Raw genomic sequence first — 19,388 nt, 5'->3', positions numbered from 1 at the left:
TGTATTATTTACTTGAATTACGTAAGTTTTACTTGAGCATCAGCACATTAGCATATTAGGAGCAGCAGCATGCCAGTGCAATGGAACCTGAAGCAGTGGCTAGCAGTCAACCATCATATTTATCGACCCACTGAGTTGCAGACATTGCTTGAGGAGAAAGCTAACACCCAGCTTTCTTTGCAGGCTATTTCCTCGCTACTGAATAACGTTCCCAACGCTTTACGCCTCTCCACTATTCAGGCATTGTGCAACGCGCTCAGTTGTACGCTGAGCGACTTTTGCGAAGTCCTTCCCGACCAGCCTGCTCCACACAAACAGTATACTGAGGATCGGAGACGAGCAGAGAGCAAGAGTCAGCATACTCATCCCTCTGTGTTTCCTCCCATTACCAGTGCGACTACCTCGCAAGCGAGTGTTGAAACCGCCATCCGTGACATCGTAATGCAAACACTCGCAGAGCAGGGTCTTATTTCGCCAAAGCAGGAACCTACAATAGCGCAACATTCCACGATCAGTGTCCTCATTCCTGGCTGGGTCTGGTCAGTCATTCCCGATCTTACGCGGGGTGTGGTCGAGACGATATCAGAGAGTCCGTATGATCTCTCACTCTATAGCGTCAGTGACGAAGAACCAAAGAATAGCGAACAGGCGCTCATTGAGCGTTTTCTCGCGACTCCGCTGAGCGCCGGGCTGGTGGCTATTTTCCCTGGACGCCTCTCTTCACGACTAACCCAACTCTCACGACAGGGATTTCCAGTGGTGGTGATTGATGATCAAGAGACCCAGGTGATTCCCTGGATTGGTGTAGATAATACGACAGGTGCATACATGGCTGTGCGTCATCTGCTTCGTCTCGGACATCGGCGGATCGCCCATATTAAAGGCCCCGCTCACTACCTGGTATCCTATGCTCGCTATCAAGGATATTGCCAGGCACTTCTCGAAGCCGGGCTTTTCCCGGACGCCGACCTTATTCTTGAGGGAGATTTTCTCCCTCCAAGTGGTCGAGCCTGTGCTACTACGCTCTTTGAGCTTCCGCACGAGAAACGACCAACAGCGATCTTTGCCGCCAGTGATCAAATGGCCTATGGAGTGCTCACAGCCGCAGAAGAGTATGGCCTCTCTGTACCCAGGGATATCGCCCTTGTTGGCTTCGATGGAGACCGTCCCTCGGCCTATACACGTCCTCCATTGACGACAGTGAGACAACCTTACTTCGAAATGGGGCAGCGCGGTGTCTCCCTGTTGCTCTCACTGCTACAACAGCCAGGCTCATTGAATAATGAGACGCTTCACCGGGCAACTTTATATCTCGGAAAGGATGACAAGAACACATCCATTTCTCAGCAACAACCAATCCACATCCAACTCCCGGCTGAACTTGTGGTACGTGAATCCTGCGGAGCCAACTTTCGCAGTCCCGTCGCATCGCCTTCAGAACCGTTGCTTCCATAAAGCGTACCATTTCCTTGGCCTATTCGTTCTCACTATTATGCAAACGCGAAAGGAGGCTTCTTTAGAGAACAGAAAACTCAGAAACCTTCAGCAAGGATACAAGCTTCCCTTGTTGTGCTCATCATGTTTCTGCGCTAGTAACTCTTGTGGCTTTTCGCCACTGAATTGTGTATACGTATCACTATCGCACGAAAGGATGAAAACATGTCAGCACGTACACCTCTCCGCACGTTATCTATGATCGCATTAACCCTTGTATTGATTACTGCGCTAGGAGCGATGACGGCTGCGCATGCCGCCTCCAGCCAGGCGAGCGCCAACCATAAGTATGTACCCAGTGGAGATGGCAAGCAAAAGAGTGTGACCACCGTTGTGACCTGGTATGGATATAACGATAATTCCGGCGCGACCGAGAACCAGCATGGATCAGCCGATATCGCTTATCCCAAATCCGATGGCTATCCCACTATTCACAATCATGCCACCGAGGGTACAGGCACCTACAACAATCCCGTGACATTCGCTGCCCCCAATAAAGATCTGAAAACGACCTTCCCCATTGGTAGTATCATCTACGTCCCCCTGGTCAAGAAATATTTTGTTATGGAAGACCAGTGCGGCGATACCGATCCCCAGGGATGCCAGAATGGCTCCAACCACGCGGACCTCTGGATGGGGCCAGCCAAGGAAATGAATGGTACAAAACTTGACGACTGCGAGGGTAATGCCACTCCAGACTCTGCGGTAAAGGTGACCATCAACCCGAGCTCCACATTATCTGTGGATACAACTACCATGTACACCACAGGCAATAAATGCACCATCCATCTCTATTAGTTTTTAACATATAAGGCAGGAAGCCTTACCACAAATGCTTCCTCCTTAGGCGTGGTGCATGTCACGAAGAGGTATGTTTTGCCTATACAATGCTCTCCCCTTGTTCAGGAACAAGAGGAGAGCATTGCTTCTCTGCCCTTCTCACGTGTGCTTACCACTGAGAAAACCACCGACTAGCGGACTCCAAGGCAAGATAGCGAGACCAGCGTACTGTGTGAGCGGCACCAGTTCATGTTCAATTAGGTGATCATCAGCCACATAGGAGTGCATTCCATTGAAGACCAGATCGCCCACAAAGGCGACTCCAGGTTCGGTCTCGACCACCCAGAGCGCGTTCGCGTCACAGTCACCACTCGGCCCAAGATCGTAGACCTGGTAGGTAATGAAATATGCTAACCGGCCTTCATGTTTACTGTACTGGATACTTGCCAGAAATCGAAAGAAGGTGCATAATAGAGATGTACAATATTTCATTGTATGTACATTTGTGCAAACATAATTTGCGGAGATAAAAAATGACCGATCTGCAAAATGAAAGGGTACGATTACTGGTTAAAATCAGTCGGCTTTATTACGAAGATGGACTCAATCAACAGGACATTGCCAAACGATTAGGTATTTCACGACCTCACGTGAGTCGAATGCTCGCTGCTGCAAGGGCCGAAGGGATTGTCAACATCACGATTAACAATCCTTATTCACGAGAGCAGAACATTGAGCAGGAACTCATTGAAACGTTTGGTATTCTCGATGCTTTTGTCGTAAGCATAGAAGAACATTCTGAACAAAGACTTCTTCACCAACTAGGGCGAAGTTGTGCAGTGCTTCTCGAATCAATGCTCAAAGATAACGATATTGTAGGAGTTATGGCTGGGCGTACGGTTACTGCTGTTGCTGCTGAGCTAGAGTATTTTGCACGAAACGGGCTACAGTTTACTCCACTTGTCGGTGGCTGGGGTTCTACTGGCTCATCCTGGCATGCAAACTCGAATACCATGATGTTTGCTGAAAGGATGAAAGCGAACTACTGGCTTCTGCATGCACCTGCGGTTGTTGTCTCCCAGGAAACCAAAGAGCTTTTGATGAAAGAGCCAGAAATAGCCAACGTACTTGAGATTGCTCGGAAGAGTACTGTGGCGGTTGTCGGTATTGGTCAGATCTCAAAGGAGGCGACGATTGTCCAAACTGGTTACTTTGGAAATGCTGATTTGAACGATGTCCTTCGACAAGGAGCCGTGGCAAACGTATGCGCGTCCTTTCTCAACATTCAAGGAGAGAACATCGCTTTTTCTGCAAAAGCAAGAATGCTCGGCATTGACATATCAGAGCTGAGACCACATACCCATGTCATCGGTGTCGCTGGTAGCCAGGATAAAGTCAAAGCAATCACGGCAACGTTGCGAGGAAAATGGATTGATACTCTTGTGACAGATCTCGAGACCGCCCAACGGGTTTTAGATTTTCATAAGCACAATAAATAATAGGGAGATAAAGCAATTGAGTGTAAATGGTTACTACGGATCATATGGAGGGACGTTTATTCCTGAGATTCTATTCCCTGCTTTTCATGAATTAAAAGAAAAGTTCGCTGAAATACAAAATGATACCGTGTTTTGGCAGGACTATCAGGATAGCCTGGCAAACTTTTCCGGTCGTCCAACACCACTCACCTATGCCGCAGGGCTGACAAAGTATTTTGGTGGACCCAAAATTTACATGAAGCGGGAAGATTTGAATCACTCAGGTGCCCATAAACTGAACAATGCCTTGGGGCAAGCGCTGCTCGTGAAACGGATGAACAAAACACGCGTCATTGCTGAAACAGGTGCCGGACAACACGGGGTTGCAACAGCCATTGTAGCAGCGAAGTTCGGTTTAAAGGCTACCGTTTACATGGGGAGTGAAGATGTAGAACGCCAGTATGCGAACGTTTTTTGGATGAAACGCTTCGGCGCGGAAGTTGTGCCTGTGGAAGCTGGTTCTCACACCTTAAAAGACGCTATGAATGCGGCGTTGAGAGACTGGGCTTCGAGTTTTGAAACAACCCATTACTTGCTGGGAACCGCATCAGGGCCTCATCCTTTTCCAGCTCTAGTAGCTTTATTTCAATCGATCATTGGGACCGAGGCCAAGGAACAAATTCTTCGCTTAGAAGGCAAGCTTCCCAATCGTGTCTATGCCTGTGTGGGTGGAGGGTCGAATGCCCTTGGTATTTTCCAAGCGTTCATACCCCACGAAGAAGTTGAACTGGTTGGAGTAGAGGCTGGGGGAGAAGGGCCAATAGACGGAAAGCATGCATCACGAATCGCGTATGGGCAAGGCAGAACTGGCATCGCCCAAGGGTACAAAACCCTCTTTCTGCAGGACAAAGACGGGCAAATGTTAGAGACTTCCAGTATTGCAGCGGGACTTGACTATACAGGCGTGTCACCCCTCCTCGCAAATTTATCAGAACGTGGGCGCGTGCGCTTCGAAGCAGCGACCAACGAGGAAGTTGTGAATGCCCTCCAACTTGTCATGACTAAAGAAGGCATTGTTCCTGCATTAGAATCTGCCCATGCTTTTGCAGGGGCTTTTCGGGAGATGCAACAGTGTTCGGAGGGTGAGAGCGTCATCATTAATATGTCGGGCCGGGGCGATAAAGATATTTTTAACATAGCGGAAGGATTACAAGATGAAGAATGGCAGGCTTTTATCCAGCGGAAAAGCACGCAATATCAGCAATCTCGCTCAGGAGATTCTGGAAAAGCGTAAAAGAAAATCTATTTTGCTGATGGCGCATCAAATTGTAGGCTATCCCGATTTCGAGACGAATTATGAAATGATCCGTCTGTTCCACGAATGTGGCGTGAATCTGGTGGAGTTACAAATTCCTTTCTCCGAGCCGATTGCGGATGGTCCGCTGTTTCTGAAGGCAAACCAAAAAGCATTGGAACGAGGGACGACCGTAGAACAGTGTCTGGATTTTGCGCAAAAAGTAACGAGAGATTTCCCTCTCTTTTGTATTTTCATGACGTATTATAATATTTTACTCCAATATGGAGTAAAACGGTTCGTTGAAACCGCCGGGTCCATTGGAATTCGTGGGCTGATAGTGCCCGATGCATTTCCCGAGGAGAGCGATGAATACTTTGCTGCCTGCAAGCAAGAGCATGTTGACCCCATTCTGGTGGTTACTCCCTACACACCAGATACGCGAATGGAGTATCTAGCGGGCAAGACAGAAGGACTTTTGTATTGTGCTGCAAGAAAAGGCGTGACCGGATCACCAACATCTTTTGGTGATGCGACAACAGATTTCCTCTTACGATGTCGTCAGTATTCATCCACTCCCATTGCAGTCGGGTTTGGCATTCAGCGTCCAGATGATGTTCGCTATCTCGTCAACAAGAGTGATATTGCCATTGTGGGGAGCACATTACTCAATGTATTGGAAGCAGAAGGAACAACCGGTGTAAGGAAATTTTTGCTTTCTCTCAGGCCTGAATGACGCTAGCACAAGCCATAACAAAAAAGGGGCAGAATGTAAGACAATTTGCCTTACATTCTGCCCCTTTTCTTCAATAGAAAATTCTTTACCCGCGGCTGGAGGCCATCTGGACTTGCTCGACGGGTTGCCGGGTCTTCCAGGGCCAGCCAACCTGCATGCAGAGAAAGCTGAGGACCGCGAAGAGGACCGCGATCAGCGTGGTATGCAGCAATTCAACGACAAGCTGGCCACCGGTGACGACGGTGAGCATGCCGGCCGCGCCCTGCAAGATAACCATGATGAGCGCGAGCCAAGCACCCCGTACGAGGTCACGGCGCTCGCGATAACGGCGCAGAACCCAGATGAGCAGGCCCACGATGAGCAGGCCAATCAGTGTAGCAGCATAACGGTGGAACATCTGCACGCCGGGATGGCTGGCGAGGTCTGGCACAAGTGTGCTACAGCCGGGCCACTGCGTGCCACAACCCAGGGTGGAGGAGGAGTGACGCACAAGGGCGCCCGTGTAGACGACGATGTAGCAGTAGGCGGTGATACCCCAGACTACGTACTGCATGCTCTTGCTCACCAGGCCTGGCTTCCGCTCCTCACGCTTTTCCACAGCCTTACCAGCTTTCATCTGGAAAAGATAAATGGTAAGCAGTATAACGCTGGCAAAGGAGATCAATGCGAAACCGAAGTGCAGCGAGAGAATCCACTCCTCGGCGAAGGTGCCTTCGTACATGACGGTTACCGCACCCAGAGCACCCTGGAGGATGACGAAGAACAGGCTCATAAAGCCGAGCAGTTTGACGCGCCCATTATGCCTGAAGACCCACCAGGACCAGACCGTCAAAAAAAGGATCAAGAAGCCATCGATACCAGAGGCGATACGATGGCTGTACTCCAGCACCGAATCAACCGACATATACGCGGGTATGAGTTGTCCCTTACAGATCGGCCACGAGGTACCACATCCCTGGCCCGCTCCAGTTTTGGTAACTATGGCCCCCATCAGCACCATTATATATGCGCCGATAGAGGTCAGGATGGCCAATATTTTCATCAAACGCAGTGTCATACTATTTCCATTATCTCTTTTTGTATCTTGTGGCTGGCAAGCCCCTCGCGCCTGCGGCGCTCGCCCTGTAGGTGGTGCATCCTGGCTGCCTCAGGCAGCCAGGATGCACCACCTACAGAAGGTAGTTGTTTATTTTTGCATATTATAGCACGGTATGTCAGGTGGAAACACAGTCCCCGCCCACAAGTCCAGGGTGTTCTATCTGTATGTAGCGAGGCAACTTAGAACGCTATATCCACAAAAGGGACATCTTCCAGGATGTGCTGGCGACGATTCTGCATAAAGCGTTCCGACCATGAACCCTCCGGCAGTTCATATTTGAGCGCGGTCAGCACGATGTAGAGATTGATCTCGCGCTGCTTGAGGAAGTAGGGGATCTCCTGTCGCCACGTGGCATCGAGAGTGTAGACCTGGCTATAGCCTTCCATAAAGTGCTGGTAGAACTGGCGTGCGAAGTCTAGCTCCTCCTGGCTCTGGGCCTGGGGCGAGATAGCATAAAATACAGCCATCGCCAGGTCTTCGGCAAACCAGGAGTACTGGCTATCATCAAAGTCAAACAGGGTGATGCGCCCATTCAGTACATGAAAATTGCCCCGGTGAAAGTCGGCGTGGATCAGGCCATAGGCGTCACGCTCCTGGGGTAGGCTTTCTGGATAGGCGCGAATGGCCTGAAACTTCGCCGCGATGTCGGCATCTACGGCGTGCAGATACTCCTGCGCGAAGACATCCAGGTCCTCGTGCCAGGCAGGCCTGCGCTGAGTAGCAATGGCTGGCATGTATTCTCTGGTCGCCTGGTGCATCTGGCCAACAAAGCGTCCCATTGCCGCGAAAAGCTCGGGCGTCCACTCTTCTTTACCTGGATGCTTCCCTGGAGCTTTGTGCATAGCGACAACCGGAACCTGCCGCCCCTCATGCTCAATGACCTCCACAAAATTCCCCCTCTGCGAGGGCAAAGGGTCAACGACCGCAAGGCCTCGCCCGGCCAGATAATGCATCCAATCCATCTCGGCATGGATCATATCAGCCGAGCGCTGGCTCTCAGACGAGATACGCAGAATATAACGCTGCTCATTCTGGCTGTACTCATAGACCCGATTCCGAAAACCGCCCAGGAAGCTCAGCGACGCAGGATCAACCTCATAGCGCACAAGTGCTTCACGTAATACGGGATCATCTTCAAAAGATACAGGTGACATGCTCATAGAAGGAGTCTCACTTTCTACTTGCCAAAAATAGGGGGTTGCGCGGGAGATTGCACAGCAGTGGTTCGCATTATAGATTTTGCTCTATGTTTCTGTCAATCCTCATGCATATTTTCTAACGATAAAGCACGCTCCAGATCAAGGAGGCTGCGATAAACCACATGATACATCCTATCAAGCAATCCAGGACCCGCCAGGCTAGAGGGGAACAAAATAATGGCGCCAGCCAGCGAGCACCATATGCGAGGGCAAAGAACCAGGTGAGCGAGGCAAGCATAGCCCCCAGGGCGAACAACAGGCGCTCTCCAGAGGGATAATGGGCACCAACACTTCCGATGAGTACTACCGTATCGAGGTAAACATGTGGATTGAGTAAACTAAAGGCCAGCACCGCCAGCATGACCTCGCGCGTACGTGTAGGTTCTCCAGCCACTTCATGTGCGTTAAGTTTATCCGATTGAAAGGCTGCGCGAAAAGAGCGAAGGCCATAGATCAGCAAGAATAATGCGCCACCCCACGTCGCCACCAGGGTTAAGACAGGAAGCGCATTTATCACTGCTCCGAGTCCTCCAACTCCCAGCAAGATAAGCACGGCATCACACAACGAACAAAGGGCAGCCACCAGAAAAACATGCTGCTTCTTCAATCCCTGGCGCAACACAAACGCATTTTGCGCACCAATAGCAACAATGAGGCTCATCCCAAGGCCAAATCCCTGCAAGAGGGGCAAAATTATCTGTGGCATGCTCCTTCAACTTTCTTGACTGACACTGCTCCTCATAATTTACCACATCCAGTAAAGCTAATTAGCAAATTATTACAGTACAAAACATACAGTAAATTCTATTTAAAGTAGCACAGTTGTAAAAACCATTATTATATTTTATACTTATGCTACAGGCGTCTTCCTTAATTAGATGCTTTCTCCCCCTTTAGAGGGTTCTCTTGTGGTGATTGACAGAAGATGTTGTGAGATGAAAGGAGAGACTCTCTCATGAAGCGCTCCACCCGACACTCCAGGTATGGTATCGTTCCACCATACATCCTGTCTTCTATCGCAAATCATGGCACGGCCGAACAGCGTGTGCGTGCCCTCAAGACACTGCAACATCAGCAGCAGCAGCATATTCATCCAGCACCCGACACATATAAGCAGGCTGAAACTCATGCCAAGGCAGACAAGTCCGACAAGGAGGATCATACCATCCTGGCTCGACAAGCTAAACGCACCATTTATGATGTGCAATACACCAGTCGGCTTCCTGGGAAAATCGTCCGTAAAGAAGGCCAGGACTCTAACAGCGATATTGCCGTGAATGAAGCTTATGGTGGTCTAGGCTGGGCATTCAAACTCTACAAACAGAAATTTAACCGTAACTCTATCGATAACAAAGGTCTCGCCCTCAAAGCCAGCATTCACTACAACCAGGACTATGACAATGCCTTCTGGGATGATGTGGGCAAGTGTGTGGTCTTTGGGGATGGCGATGGCGATTACTTCAACCGCTTTACCATTGCCCTTGAAGTCATTGGGCATGAGCTAACACACGGAGTTACAGGTAACGAAGCCAATCTCGACTATAATGGCCAGCCGGGCGCGCTCAATGAATCCATCTCAGATGTCTTTGGCTCTCTGGTGAAGCAGTTCTCTCTTAATCAAAGCTCAGAGGAGGCCGATTGGCTGATTGGCAAGGGACTGTTTACCAGCAAGGTTCAGGGAGAGGCTCTGCGCTCCATGAAAGCTCCTGGCACGGCCTATGATGACCCCGTTCTGGGGAAGGATCCTCAACCTGCCACCATGGATGACTACGTTGATACGACCGACGATAATGGAGGCGTACATATCAACTCGGGCATTCCGAATCACGCATTCTATCTGGTCGCCAGCACACTAGGAGGCTATGCCTGGGAAAAAGCCGGCCTCATCTGGTATAAAACCTTGACTGACCCAGATCTGGAGACCAGTGCCAACTTTAGCGATTTTGCCCAACTCACTATCAAGCAAGCCGAAGCCCTTTACGGCGCCAAGAGCCTCGAGAAACAGGCTGTGCGGCAAGCCTGGGAGACCGTCAAAGTCCTTGGGGCCACAACGACTCATTCCCACGAAGGACAGGCCGCCGATTGATCGCTCTCCCATGATCACGCACCCATAGGTGCCCGATTTATCGCGCATAAGGCGATTTATCGCAGAAATACAGAACCACGAGTATGCTTTCCTGACGGCGCATCGTTTCATGGCAGCTGGTGCAAGGAACGATGACCAGTTGTGTATACTATGCAACTATATACCATTATAGAAAAGTGCCAGGGACTCTGTATGACTGCGATAAATCGCCTCACGCGCGATAAATCGGGCGTCTATGAGATTGAAGGTGTTTATTATAAGAGTAAAAGAGACGCCCTCGCTGGGGAGGGCGTCTCTTGTTTTTTCACTGCTAGTGATCTACGCGCTTAGTAGCGGTCGCGGTAACCACCACCATTTGAGCGACGATCGCGGCTCTGGTAGCCGCCACCACCACCACCGGGAGCGCGGCGCTCGCGGGCCTCGTTGACCGTAATGGTGCGGTTGCCCAGGGTTGAGCCATTCAGCTGCTCGATAGCCGCGCGGGCCTCGTCATCGCTGCTCATCTCAACAAAGCCGAAGCCTTTGCTGCGCCCGGTCTCACGATCGGTGATGACTGTGGCGAAGGTAACCTGGCCGATCTGCTCAAAAAGCTGGATCAGATCCTGCTCGGTTGACTGGTAGGGGAGGCCCCCAACGTAAATTCTCATCTTAATTCTGCTCCTGTGCTGACATCTCTCGACAATTGATGCTCGTGAAACCAACTCTCACAGGAGCGATCCAATTCCTTCTGATGCCATACGTTATCAAAAACAACATATAGGGATAGTCTATTCCCTGAAAGGCATAACGTCAAGACTATTTTTGTGCAGAATGGAAGCTTTTTATCATTGTGTGACAAAATTACTTATCCGAGCCAGGCGGCTAGCCGGGATTATTCGGCGGGACTTCTCACTACTACATGGCTCGCTTGATTATATTAATGTGTGGCGTGAAGATGCCGCTGGCATTTTTACGCCACACATTAACTCTTTTTTTGTACATTTTCCGCTTTATGTGCTATATTTTAGAGTATAAGTAACTGACACAAAACTGCGCATCCTACACAGAGTGTTGACCAGGGTTGGTTGAAGATGTTGTGAGACGAAAGGAGACACTCTTCTCATGCAACAACAGTTCACGCCTCGCATCCTACACACAATTGTTCCACCACACATACTCTCCTCCATTGCGGAACGTGGCACGCTCCAACAACGCGACCGCGCGTTGAAATCACTGGAACTTGATCAGTATGTACGTGCTGTCCGCTCTCGTTCCATACCCTTGCTACAAGCACAATTGCCGCAAACCGCCGTCGCCAAGGCCGTCGGACCAGAACGCTCCATCTATGACGCCCGACATGCAACCGATCTCCCCGGCAGCTTGATTCGCCATGAGGGACAGACTCCTGTCACTGATAAAGCGGGGAATGAAGCTTACGATGGCTTAGGATGGACCTATAACTTCTATCAACAGGTCTATAGCCGCAACTCCATCGACAACAAAGGCTTACCCCTGGATGCCTCCATTCACTATGATGTCAGCTATAACAATGCCTTCTGGGATGGTGGACAAATGGTCTTTGGAGACGGGGATAGCGACACCTTCAATCGCTTTACCATTGCCCTTGAAGTCATTGGGCATGAGCTAACACACGGAGTTACAGGTAGCGAAGCCAATCTCGACTATAATGACCAGCCGGGCGCGCTCAATGAATCCATCTCAGATGTCTTTGGCTCCCTGGTCAAACAGTTTTCGCTCAACCAGAGTGCCGATCAGGCCGACTGGTTGATTGGTAAAGGCCTGTTTACAGACAAGGTTCAGGGAGAGGCACTACGCTCCATGAAAGCGCCTGGTACCGCCTACGATGATCCCGTTCTGGGAAAAGATCCCCAACCTGCCACCATGGATGGCTATGTTGACATGACCGACGATAATGGTGGTGTACATGTAAACTCGGGAATTCCGAATCATGCCTTTTACCTGGCTGCTATCGCGATAGGTGGTCACGCCTGGGAGAAAACGGGGCGCATCTGGTATATAACATTGTGTGATCGCGCCTTAAAGCCGTCCGCCAACTTTAATGACTTCGCGACACTGACCGTCAAGCACGCGTCCGCACTCTATGGTGCCAACAGCCAGGAACAACAGGCGGTTCAAAAGGCCTGGGAAGCTGTCAAGGTATTGAAAACCAGCATTGGCACCATCCCCACAGATGGCACAGATGCAACAACTGGAATAGTGATTACGACGCCTGGTAATACAGGCAGTTCAAACTGGCCCATTCCAGATGACGCTGAAGACAATGCTCCCTGGCAGTTTCCCCAGGATACTCCTGAGAATTTACCTCAAGATTTATCGGAGGAGCCAGATGAAAGTGACGCTGCGGACTGAAGGCGGCCTGGCATACTTCCCAGGCATGACAAAGTCCCATGTTCTGGATAGTACGTCTCTCTCCCCTCAAGAGGTTAAGGAGCTACAACGCTTGCTTGACAAAGTACGCGTCTTCGATCACTCCCGACCATCGAAGCACACGTGCCGCGGGGCCGACCAGATGCACTATATGCTTACAGTCGATGATGGAGCCAACCACTATAGTTTGCAGGTCTGCGATCCCGTGCAGGACCCGCAAATAAAGGCTCTCCTCTCGTTTGTCAAAGATCGCCTTCGTGTCAAAAGAGAGTAAAATAGAACGGGTAGTTGGTGTTGGTGCTCCCTGGCAGCCGAAGGCTGCCAGGGAGCACCAACACCAACTACCCCAACATTTACTGCAAAGGAGCATTTCATGGACTTATTCGCTCAGCCAGCTATTTCGACACATACTGTTGCCAATCAGCCACCACCTCTTGTTCAATACAACCCCTTTACTCTCGATAGCGCGCTCATCGCCGGAATACAACGCGAAGGCGCTGGCTGGGCTGAAGAGCGCCTAAGCGAGTTGGGGGGCTACCTGGGCAGCAGTGAGGTTATCACTCAGGGCTTTGAGGCTAATAACTATCCACCCGAGCTTCACACACACGACCGCTATGGCCATCGCATTGATGAGGTAAGCTTTCACCCGGCCTGGCATCAGCTTATGGGAGCGGCAGTGAATTGGGGAACACACGCGCTCTCCTGGCGCGAGGAGCGTCCCGGTGCGCAGGTCGCACGCGCGGCAGGCTTCTACCTCTTTACCCAGGTGGAGGCGGGTCACGGCTGCCCGATCTCTATGACGCATGCCGCCATTCCGGTCCTGCGCCACCAGCCAGAGCTAGCCCAGACCTGGCTCCCCGGCCTCCTCTCACTCGAATACGACTTCGGTCTGCGACTCGCCACAGAGAAGCGTGGCCTCCTCTGCGGCATGGGTATGACCGAGAAACAAGGTGGCTCCGATGTACGCGCCAATACGACGCGCGCCGTTCCTGCTGGCGAGTTGGGCGCGGGCATCTATCTGCTCACTGGTCATAAATGGTTCTGCTCCGCCCCTATGTGCGATGTCTTTCTCGTCCTGGCCCAGGCTCCCGGCGGACTCTCCTGCTTCCTGCTGCCACGCGTCCTCCCCGATGGCACACGCAATCCCTTCTTCATTCAGCGCCTGAAAGATAAGCTTGGCAATCGCTCCAACGCCTCTAGCGAGGTCGAGTTTCAGCAGACCGTGGCCTTCCTGGTCGGTGAAGAGGGTCAGGGCGTGCGCACAATCATTGAGATGGTGAACTACACACGCCTGGATTGTATCCTGGGCAGCACGGCCATGATGCGCCAGGCTCTGACCCAGGCCCTGCATCATACACGTCACCGCCAGGCCTTCGGACGGCCTCTGCTCGACCAACCCTTGATGCGCAATGTGCTCGCGGACCTCTCGCTCGAGGTCGAAGCGGCGATCACCCTGGCGCTGCGCCTAGCGCGCGCCTGCGACCAGGCTCCCACCAGCACACATGAGGAGCATATCAAGCGCCTGGGGACGGCGCTCGGCAAATACTGGGTAACGAAGCGCGGCCCTACGTGCATGGCGGAGGCACTTGAGTGCCTGGGTGGCAACGGCTACGTCGAAGAGAGTATCATGCCGCGCCTCTATCGTGAGATGCCGCTTAACTCCATCTGGGAGGGCTCTGGCAACGTCAACTGCCTCGATGTCCTGCGTGCCCTCGCCAAACAGCCCCAGGTTCTGGAGAGCTTCTTTACTGAGGTCGCGCCCGCCCGCGCCGCGAACAAACACCTCGACGAGGCGGTCCAGGCCCTGCAACAAGAACTTTCTCACCTGGATAACATCGAGTGGCGTGCCCGCTTCCTCGTCGAGCGCATGGCCCTGATACTCCAGAGTGCGCTCCTGGTCCAGCACGCACCCGCTTCTCTATCTGACGCCTTCTGTGCCTCGCGCCTGGGTGGCGCCTGGGGCCACGCCTTCGGCACCCTCCCTCCTGGCATCGACGCCCAGGCTATCCTGGCCCGCTCCCTTCCATCCTGAACATGATATGGCTTCCCAGGCCGGTAGGGACGCGGCTGGTCCCTACCGGCTTCGGAAGCCGCCTCGGGTTTTGAATCGCACCCGAAGCGACAAAAAGGCTTGCTAAAAACGGGACAAGCCGCTACCATAACCATAAAGGACATTCCTAGCTCCATTATTGATTATGGGCCCTCTGGAAAGATCGTGCGCGATGAAAAAAACCGTAGGGGCAGAGATGCCGACTGAGCCCATGTGGTACACTCTCCACCAGGAAAGGATCTCAGAAACAGCCAGGAGAGAAACGCATGAAACCTGCGCGGACATTTTCCCAGGTCAGCCGACGTTTTTACCGTCCCGAAGTGACACACTGTGCCGACTGCCAGAAGCGACTCCGGCGGGCCGTCACCTTGTCGGAACGCACGGTGGTCACGTTGCAGGAGGTGATCAAACTGGTGCATGCGGGCTACCGCTGTTCCGATGCGCAGTGTGTGGGCCATCAGCGGACGTATCGCAGTGCGCGAGCGGATGCGCTGGCCCTGCCCCACTTCACGTATGGGGTGGATGTGGTGCTGTTGGTGGGGCGGCTGCGATTGGTCGAGCACCAAACCGTCGACGAGATCCATCGCGAGTTACTGGCCCGGTTGGCCCCGTTGGGAGTCAAGATCGCGCGCCGAGAAGTGCTCTACCTGTTTGATGCGTACTGCACGTTGCTGCGGGCAGCGAGTGCGGCCAACGAGGACCAGGAGTGGTTGGCCCAAGTCGAGAAGAACGGGGGCATCATTGTTGCCATCGACGGCATTCAGCCTGACAAAGGGAACGAGACAGTGTACCTGGTCCGCGATGCGCTGACTGGGCGGGTCCTGGTGGCCGAGAATGTGCTCTCCTCGGAGACTGCCGTCATGAAAGCACTCTTGACTCCGGTGGTTGAGCTGGGGGTGAAGGTGCTGGGCACGATCAGCGATGCCCAGGAAAGTGAGCTGCTGGCACTCCAGGAGCTCTGGCCGGAGGTCCCTCATCAGGTGTGTCAGTTCCATGCGCTGCGCGATGCCTCCAAGACCGCCTTTGAAGCAGACAAAGCGGCGAAAACGGCGATCCGCAAACGCTTACAGCCGAAGGTTCGTGCGGTGCGCAAACAGATCAAGAAGGCCCTCGTGACCGCCTCGCCTCAGGAGGCCGAGCAGCTCCGCGTGCTGGATGCGTACGCCACTGGGATCTTGACCGCGCTCAATATCGACGGCGTGCAGCCGCTGACTTTTGCGACGGTCGAGGCAAGCCAGATGCTGGAGGAGATCGAAGCCAGTCTCCAGCACTTGCTCAAAAAGGGGGCGCCGTGAGTCGGCGGTGTGAACAGAAGCTCACCCGTCTGCAGGCAATTGTGACAGAACGGGCAACCTGGGCAGAGCACCTGAGACAGGTCAAGCGGATGTATGGCTGGCTCTGTGAGGTCGAAGCGATCCTGGTGAAAGAAGCGGCACGCACGCTCGCAGAACCCGTGAGCAATGAGAGCGTGGGACGACGCCTGGACGCGTGGCGCGAGCAGATGGTCCAACTTCTGGAAACGTCCCCCCTCTCGGAGTTGGAACAGGAGAGCCTACGGGAGCTGCTGCAGGTGCTTTCGAATCTGCGCCCGTACCTGGTGCAGTGTTATGAGCGGGAGGACTTTCCGCGCACCAACAATGACATGGAGCGCAGCATTCGCGCGCTCAAAACGCAGTATCGCCGGGTGAGCGGGCGCAAGAATTGGAATGCGTATCTGTTGCGCTATGGGCGCTGCGTGGCCTATGCGCCCTGGTGGGAGCAAGATGAGACCCACCGCCACCACTTGCAGCGCCAGATTGCTCAGCTTGACCGGGGCCGGTGGAGAGAACTGCGCCAGCAGACGACCCGTGCCCAGCAGGAGCAGCTCACGCGGTTTCGTTTCCGTCACAAGCGTTCTTCCGTGCTGGCCTCGCTCGAATCACGCTGGACCGAGGCTACTCAGTCGGTATCTCTGCCCTGACGGAAAAAAAACGCTCCTGCTGGTGCCAATCAACGACTCAGAGCTGAACGCTTGCGCAATCGCTGGTCACAGCAAGAACTGGCGGATCGTATTGGGGTCTCTGTGATCACGATCAACCGCTGGGAGCGTGGGGCTACGGCCCCCAGCCCCTATTTTCGTCTGAAGCTCTGCTCTCTCTTTGACAAAAGTGCAACTGAGCTCGGCCTCTTTCCTGACGAGCAAGCAGAACAGGGCACGTCCTTTGAGCCAGGGTCACCTATCGATCACCCACAGCTTCCCCAACAACTCAAATATCTCCCCTACCGGCGCAATCCCTTCTTTACGGGTCGCGAAGCTCTTCTGGAGCGCTTACATACCCGCTTGCAGGCATCCCCCACGCAGATATACGCCCTGTGTGGCCTGGGTGGCATCGGTAAAACACAGGCGGCCCTCGAATATGCCTACCGCTACTATAGCGCCTACCAATCCATTCTCTGGCTCCCCGCCGAGACTACAGAGATGCTGGCCCGGCACTGCCAGGACCTCGCTCGTCGTTTCGGTACCACTGCCATACTTGAGGAACAAGCTCCCGAGGCGACTCTGGAACTAGTACGTGTATGGCTTGAAACACATGAGAGCTGGCTACTTATCCTGGATAACGTTGAACAGGTCGCGGTCATCGAACCTCTCCTGCCTTCTCTCTTTAATGGTCACATCCTGCTTACCACGCGTGCCCAGGCAACTGGCCCCCTGGCACAGCACATCGACCTTAAGCAGATGAGTGATGAGGAGAGCGCGCTCCTGCTCCTGCGCCGCGCAAAGTATCTCGCTGTGTCTGCATCCTTGCACACTATTAAGGAACAGGACGTGCATGAGGCACGCGCCATCGGCAAGTTCCTCGGTGGCCTCCCCCTGGCCCTCGACCAGGCAGGAGCCTATATAGAGGAGACAGGATGCAGCCTGGCCGATTACCTGGCACGCTATCAGCGTCATCGTAAAGACCTGCTCGCCCGGCGTGGCGGCAATCCCATGGAGCATCCGCTCTCCATCGCTGGCACCATCTCCCTTTGCATCGAGCGCCTGGAACAGGAGCAGCAGGCCGCCGCTGAGTTACTGTACTGCTGCGCCTTCTTGCAGTGCGAGGGCATTACAGAAGAGCTGTTGAGTTTGCTCGCCCCCGAACTAGGGATACAACTGGCTCCGGTCCTGAGCGATCCCCTGGCTCTAGATGACGCCATTGCCCGCCTGCGCGCCTTGTCGCTTCTCTATCGCCAGGCCACAACACACAGCCTGGTAGTCCATAGCCTTGTTCAGGCCATCCTGCGCGATGCTCTATCCCAGGAGCAGCAGGACACCTGGTTAGCACGTATCCTGCGCGGCCTGAACCGGGTCTTCACCGAGGAGCCAAACACAGAGGCCCTACGCTTGAATGAACAACTACTCCCCCAGGTCTTGCAGAGTTTGGAATCTCTGAAACAGACACACTCAACGCCTCCAGAAACGACCTCTCTCCTTTATAAGGCGGCTCGCTATCTCGCCTTGCGGGGGCAATATGTCCAGGCCGAGAGCTTTCTTCATAGGGCATTGGAGCTGCTTCGCCAGTCTCCCCAGGCATCAACTCGGTGTCAGGATGAGGCTAATCTGGAGGCCAATCTGGAAGCTAATCTGTATAGCTGCCTGGGGCTGGTCTATGAGGCCAGGGGCGCTTATCAGCAAGCAGAGCAGGCCTATGCCAGGAGCCTGGAGTTGCTTGAGCACACGCTGTCAGCGGAAGACCAAAAGTTGAGCGAGGCCCTGGAAAATAGCGGGCGCCTCGCGCTCCAGCAGGGTCGGCTTCCCCAGGCCCAGCACCTGCTCCAGCGCGCTCTCACACTACGCCAGCTTGAACTTGGACCAGGCCATCCACACCTTGTTCCGCTTATCAAGCTCTTTGCCAACCTGGCTTATGAGCAAGGGCAGTATCAACAGACTGAAGCCCTCCTCTTACATGCGGTCGCGCTCAGTCGGCAGACGCTTGGGCCTACCCATCCACATACCATCGAGAGTATAAGCAGCCTCGCGACCATCTACAAGCTGCTGGGACACTATCAACAAGCAGAGGAGCTTTATCAGCAAACCATTCTCCAGCTTGATGGTGACGACGAGACCGCGCGCTACTCGACGATTCCATCTCTGCGCGGCCTGGGCCTGCTCTATGGGCTCCAGGGGCAGTATGATCGAGCCATAGCCCTTCTCAAGCAGGCTCTCGCCATCTGTCAGCAAGTAGCCGGGCACACGCATCCCGATACCGCCGAGAGTTTGCGCACCCTCGGCCTTGTCTATCGCTTACAGGGTGACCTATCCCAGGCAGAGGCATTTCTGCGCCGGGCCTGCACAGTGTTCGCCAGCAGCCTTGGCGCCAACCATCCAGAGGTTGGCGCCTGCTTGAATATGTTGGGTCTCGTCTATGGGCTCCAGGGAAAATATTCCCAGGCCCTGGAGACACTCCAGCAATCCAACCAGGTCTTCCTTGAGATCTTCAGTGACACCCACCCCCAATTCGCTGAAGGCCTGGCCACGCTTGGCATGATCTATAGCCTCCAGGGAGACGCTGCCCAGGCCGAGGGACACCTTAAGCGTGCCCTACATATTCAGAAACAGGCGCTAGGCAGCGACCATCCGGCGCTCGCCAACACGCTGCATAGTCTGGCCACGCTCTATCAAGAGCAAGGAGAGCGCGAGGTGGCGCTTCCCCTGGCTCAACGTGCCCTCGCCCTCCGTGAACGCGTGTGGGATGCCGATCATCCAGAATTCCTCTCCAGCCGCGCCCTGCTAGCCAAACTTGTAGAGTCCATGCAAGCATAGA

17 protein-coding genes and 1 pseudogene are annotated in these 19,388 nt (G+C 53.5%); 13 read left to right on the top strand and 5 right to left on the bottom strand.

The genetic code is table 11. The features are described 5' to 3' along the window. Positions 1-69 precede the first annotated feature (69 nt). Together JMJ16_RS44160 and JMJ16_RS44155 are read left to right on the top strand one after the other, a co-directional pair. On the top strand, positions 70-1,455 hold the full coding sequence (locus JMJ16_RS44160; RefSeq protein WP_201391998.1) for a substrate-binding domain-containing protein: 1,386 nt from the start codon (positions 70-72) through the stop codon (positions 1,453-1,455). 204 nt (positions 1,456-1,659) lie between these two features. Further along, entirely contained in the window at positions 1,660-2,292 is a 633-nt protein-coding gene (locus tag JMJ16_RS44155; protein WP_201391996.1) for a hypothetical protein, read from the top strand. Between the two features lie 141 nt (positions 2,293-2,433). Here the strand turns inward: JMJ16_RS44155 and JMJ16_RS44150 are convergent, their stop codons facing one another. After that, positions 2,434-2,766, bottom strand: coding sequence for a hypothetical protein (locus JMJ16_RS44150; RefSeq protein WP_201391994.1), 333 nt, complete (start codon positions 2,764-2,766; stop codon positions 2,434-2,436). Between the two features lie 41 nt (positions 2,767-2,807). Here JMJ16_RS44150 and JMJ16_RS44145 point away from each other — a divergent pair, with 41 nt between their 5' ends. Genes JMJ16_RS44145 through trpA form a run of 3 tightly spaced genes read left to right on the top strand, consistent with a single transcriptional unit; the run spans position 2,808 to position 5,782 of the window. Continuing rightward, a complete protein-coding gene (locus tag JMJ16_RS44145) occupies positions 2,808-3,773 on the top strand; it encodes a sugar-binding transcriptional regulator (protein WP_201391992.1) in 966 nt (321 codons plus the stop codon). A gap of 16 nt (positions 3,774-3,789) precedes the next feature. Continuing rightward, positions 3,790-5,046, top strand: coding sequence for a tryptophan synthase subunit beta (gene trpB / locus JMJ16_RS44140; RefSeq protein WP_201391990.1), 1,257 nt, complete (start codon positions 3,790-3,792; stop codon positions 5,044-5,046). Next, positions 4,967-5,782: a tryptophan synthase subunit alpha gene (gene trpA / locus JMJ16_RS44135; RefSeq protein ID WP_201391988.1), complete on the top strand. Its 816-nt coding sequence runs from the start codon at positions 4,967-4,969 to the stop codon at positions 5,780-5,782. Before trpB ends, trpA begins: the two co-directional genes overlap by 80 nt. An 85-nt stretch (positions 5,783-5,867) precedes the next feature. On the opposite strand, the gene JMJ16_RS44130 is transcribed toward trpA, so the two are convergent. From JMJ16_RS44130 to JMJ16_RS44120, 3 genes are all read right to left on the bottom strand, one after another. Then, positions 5,868-6,839: a heme A synthase gene (locus tag JMJ16_RS44130; RefSeq protein ID WP_201391986.1), complete on the bottom strand. Its 972-nt coding sequence runs from the start codon at positions 6,837-6,839 to the stop codon at positions 5,868-5,870. A 221-nt stretch (positions 6,840-7,060) separates the two neighbouring features. Next, the gene (locus JMJ16_RS44125) at positions 7,061-8,041 is read right to left on the bottom strand and encodes a phosphotransferase enzyme family protein (protein ID WP_201391985.1); all 981 of its coding nucleotides are present in this window, start codon (positions 8,039-8,041) and stop codon (positions 7,061-7,063) included. Positions 8,042-8,156: 115 nt separating this feature from the next. Next, a complete protein-coding gene (locus tag JMJ16_RS44120) occupies positions 8,157-8,786 on the bottom strand; it encodes a LysE/ArgO family amino acid transporter (protein WP_201391983.1) in 630 nt (209 codons plus the stop codon). Between the two features lie 249 nt (positions 8,787-9,035). Here JMJ16_RS44120 and JMJ16_RS44115 point away from each other — a divergent pair, with 249 nt between their 5' ends. After that, positions 9,036-10,166, top strand: coding sequence for a M4 family metallopeptidase (locus JMJ16_RS44115; protein ID WP_201391980.1), 1,131 nt, complete (start codon positions 9,036-9,038; stop codon positions 10,164-10,166). A 326-nt stretch (positions 10,167-10,492) separates the two neighbouring features. On the opposite strand, the gene JMJ16_RS44110 is transcribed toward JMJ16_RS44115, so the two are convergent. After that, the gene (locus JMJ16_RS44110) at positions 10,493-10,813 is read right to left on the bottom strand and encodes an RNA-binding protein (protein WP_201374287.1); all 321 of its coding nucleotides are present in this window, start codon (positions 10,811-10,813) and stop codon (positions 10,493-10,495) included. 454 nt (positions 10,814-11,267) lie between these two features. Here JMJ16_RS44110 and JMJ16_RS44105 point away from each other — a divergent pair, with 454 nt between their 5' ends. From JMJ16_RS44105 to JMJ16_RS44080, 7 genes and pseudogenes are all read left to right on the top strand, one after another. Continuing rightward, positions 11,268-12,536, top strand: coding sequence for a M4 family metallopeptidase (locus JMJ16_RS44105; protein WP_201391978.1), 1,269 nt, complete (start codon positions 11,268-11,270; stop codon positions 12,534-12,536). After that, entirely contained in the window at positions 12,520-12,828 is a 309-nt protein-coding gene (locus JMJ16_RS44100) for a protealysin inhibitor emfourin (protein WP_201391977.1), read from the top strand. Before JMJ16_RS44105 ends, JMJ16_RS44100 begins: the two co-directional genes overlap by 17 nt. A 99-nt stretch (positions 12,829-12,927) precedes the next feature. After that, on the top strand, positions 12,928-14,586 hold the full coding sequence (locus JMJ16_RS44095) for an isovaleryl-CoA dehydrogenase (RefSeq protein WP_201391976.1): 1,659 nt from the start codon (positions 12,928-12,930) through the stop codon (positions 14,584-14,586). Between the two features lie 284 nt (positions 14,587-14,870). After that, positions 14,871-15,899, top strand: a complete 1,029-nt coding sequence (locus tag JMJ16_RS44090) for a hypothetical protein (protein WP_201377840.1) — start codon at positions 14,871-14,873, stop codon at positions 15,897-15,899. After that, entirely contained in the window at positions 15,896-16,564 is a 669-nt protein-coding gene (locus tag JMJ16_RS44085) for a transposase (RefSeq protein WP_201377911.1), read from the top strand. Before JMJ16_RS44090 ends, JMJ16_RS44085 begins: the two co-directional genes overlap by 4 nt. 42 nt (positions 16,565-16,606) lie before the next feature. Continuing rightward, positions 16,607-17,476, top strand: a pseudogene (locus JMJ16_RS56265) (helix-turn-helix domain-containing protein); the annotation flags it as partial. Positions 17,477-17,572: 96 nt separating this feature from the next. After that, positions 17,573-19,387, top strand: a complete 1,815-nt coding sequence (locus tag JMJ16_RS44080; RefSeq protein WP_255553308.1) for a tetratricopeptide repeat protein — start codon at positions 17,573-17,575, stop codon at positions 19,385-19,387. The last annotated feature ends 1 nt before the right edge of the window (position 19,388 follow it).

The sequence above is a fragment of the Ktedonobacter sp. SOSP1-52 genome (genome assembly GCF_016587395.1).
The sequence above is the reverse complement of the archived record's forward strand: the minus strand, read 5'-3'. Positions and strand labels throughout refer to the sequence as shown.

Coding starts and splice junctions, on each gene's coding strand:
- JMJ16_RS44145 (WP_201391992.1), top strand. CDS start 2,808: ATGACCGATCTGCAAAATGAAAGGGTACGATTACTGGTTAAAATCAGT.
- JMJ16_RS44110 (WP_201374287.1), bottom strand. CDS start 10,813: ATGAGAATTTACGTTGGGGGCCTCCCCTACCAGTCAACCGAGCAGGAT.
- JMJ16_RS44160 (WP_201391998.1), top strand. CDS start 70: ATGCCAGTGCAATGGAACCTGAAGCAGTGGCTAGCAGTCAACCATCAT.
- JMJ16_RS44150 (WP_201391994.1), bottom strand. CDS start 2,766: ATGAAATATTGTACATCTCTATTATGCACCTTCTTTCGATTTCTGGCA.
- JMJ16_RS44155 (WP_201391996.1), top strand. CDS start 1,660: ATGTCAGCACGTACACCTCTCCGCACGTTATCTATGATCGCATTAACC.
- JMJ16_RS44090 (WP_201377840.1), top strand. CDS start 14,871: ATGAAACCTGCGCGGACATTTTCCCAGGTCAGCCGACGTTTTTACCGT.
- trpA (WP_201391988.1), top strand. CDS start 4,967: ATGAAGAATGGCAGGCTTTTATCCAGCGGAAAAGCACGCAATATCAGC.
- JMJ16_RS44105 (WP_201391978.1), top strand. CDS start 11,268: ATGCAACAACAGTTCACGCCTCGCATCCTACACACAATTGTTCCACCA.
- JMJ16_RS44095 (WP_201391976.1), top strand. CDS start 12,928: ATGGACTTATTCGCTCAGCCAGCTATTTCGACACATACTGTTGCCAAT.
- JMJ16_RS44115 (WP_201391980.1), top strand. CDS start 9,036: ATGAAGCGCTCCACCCGACACTCCAGGTATGGTATCGTTCCACCATAC.
- JMJ16_RS44120 (WP_201391983.1), bottom strand. CDS start 8,786: ATGCCACAGATAATTTTGCCCCTCTTGCAGGGATTTGGCCTTGGGATG.
- JMJ16_RS44130 (WP_201391986.1), bottom strand. CDS start 6,839: ATGACACTGCGTTTGATGAAAATATTGGCCATCCTGACCTCTATCGGC.
- JMJ16_RS44125 (WP_201391985.1), bottom strand. CDS start 8,041: ATGAGCATGTCACCTGTATCTTTTGAAGATGATCCCGTATTACGTGAA.
- JMJ16_RS44080 (WP_255553308.1), top strand. CDS start 17,573: ATGGAGCATCCGCTCTCCATCGCTGGCACCATCTCCCTTTGCATCGAG.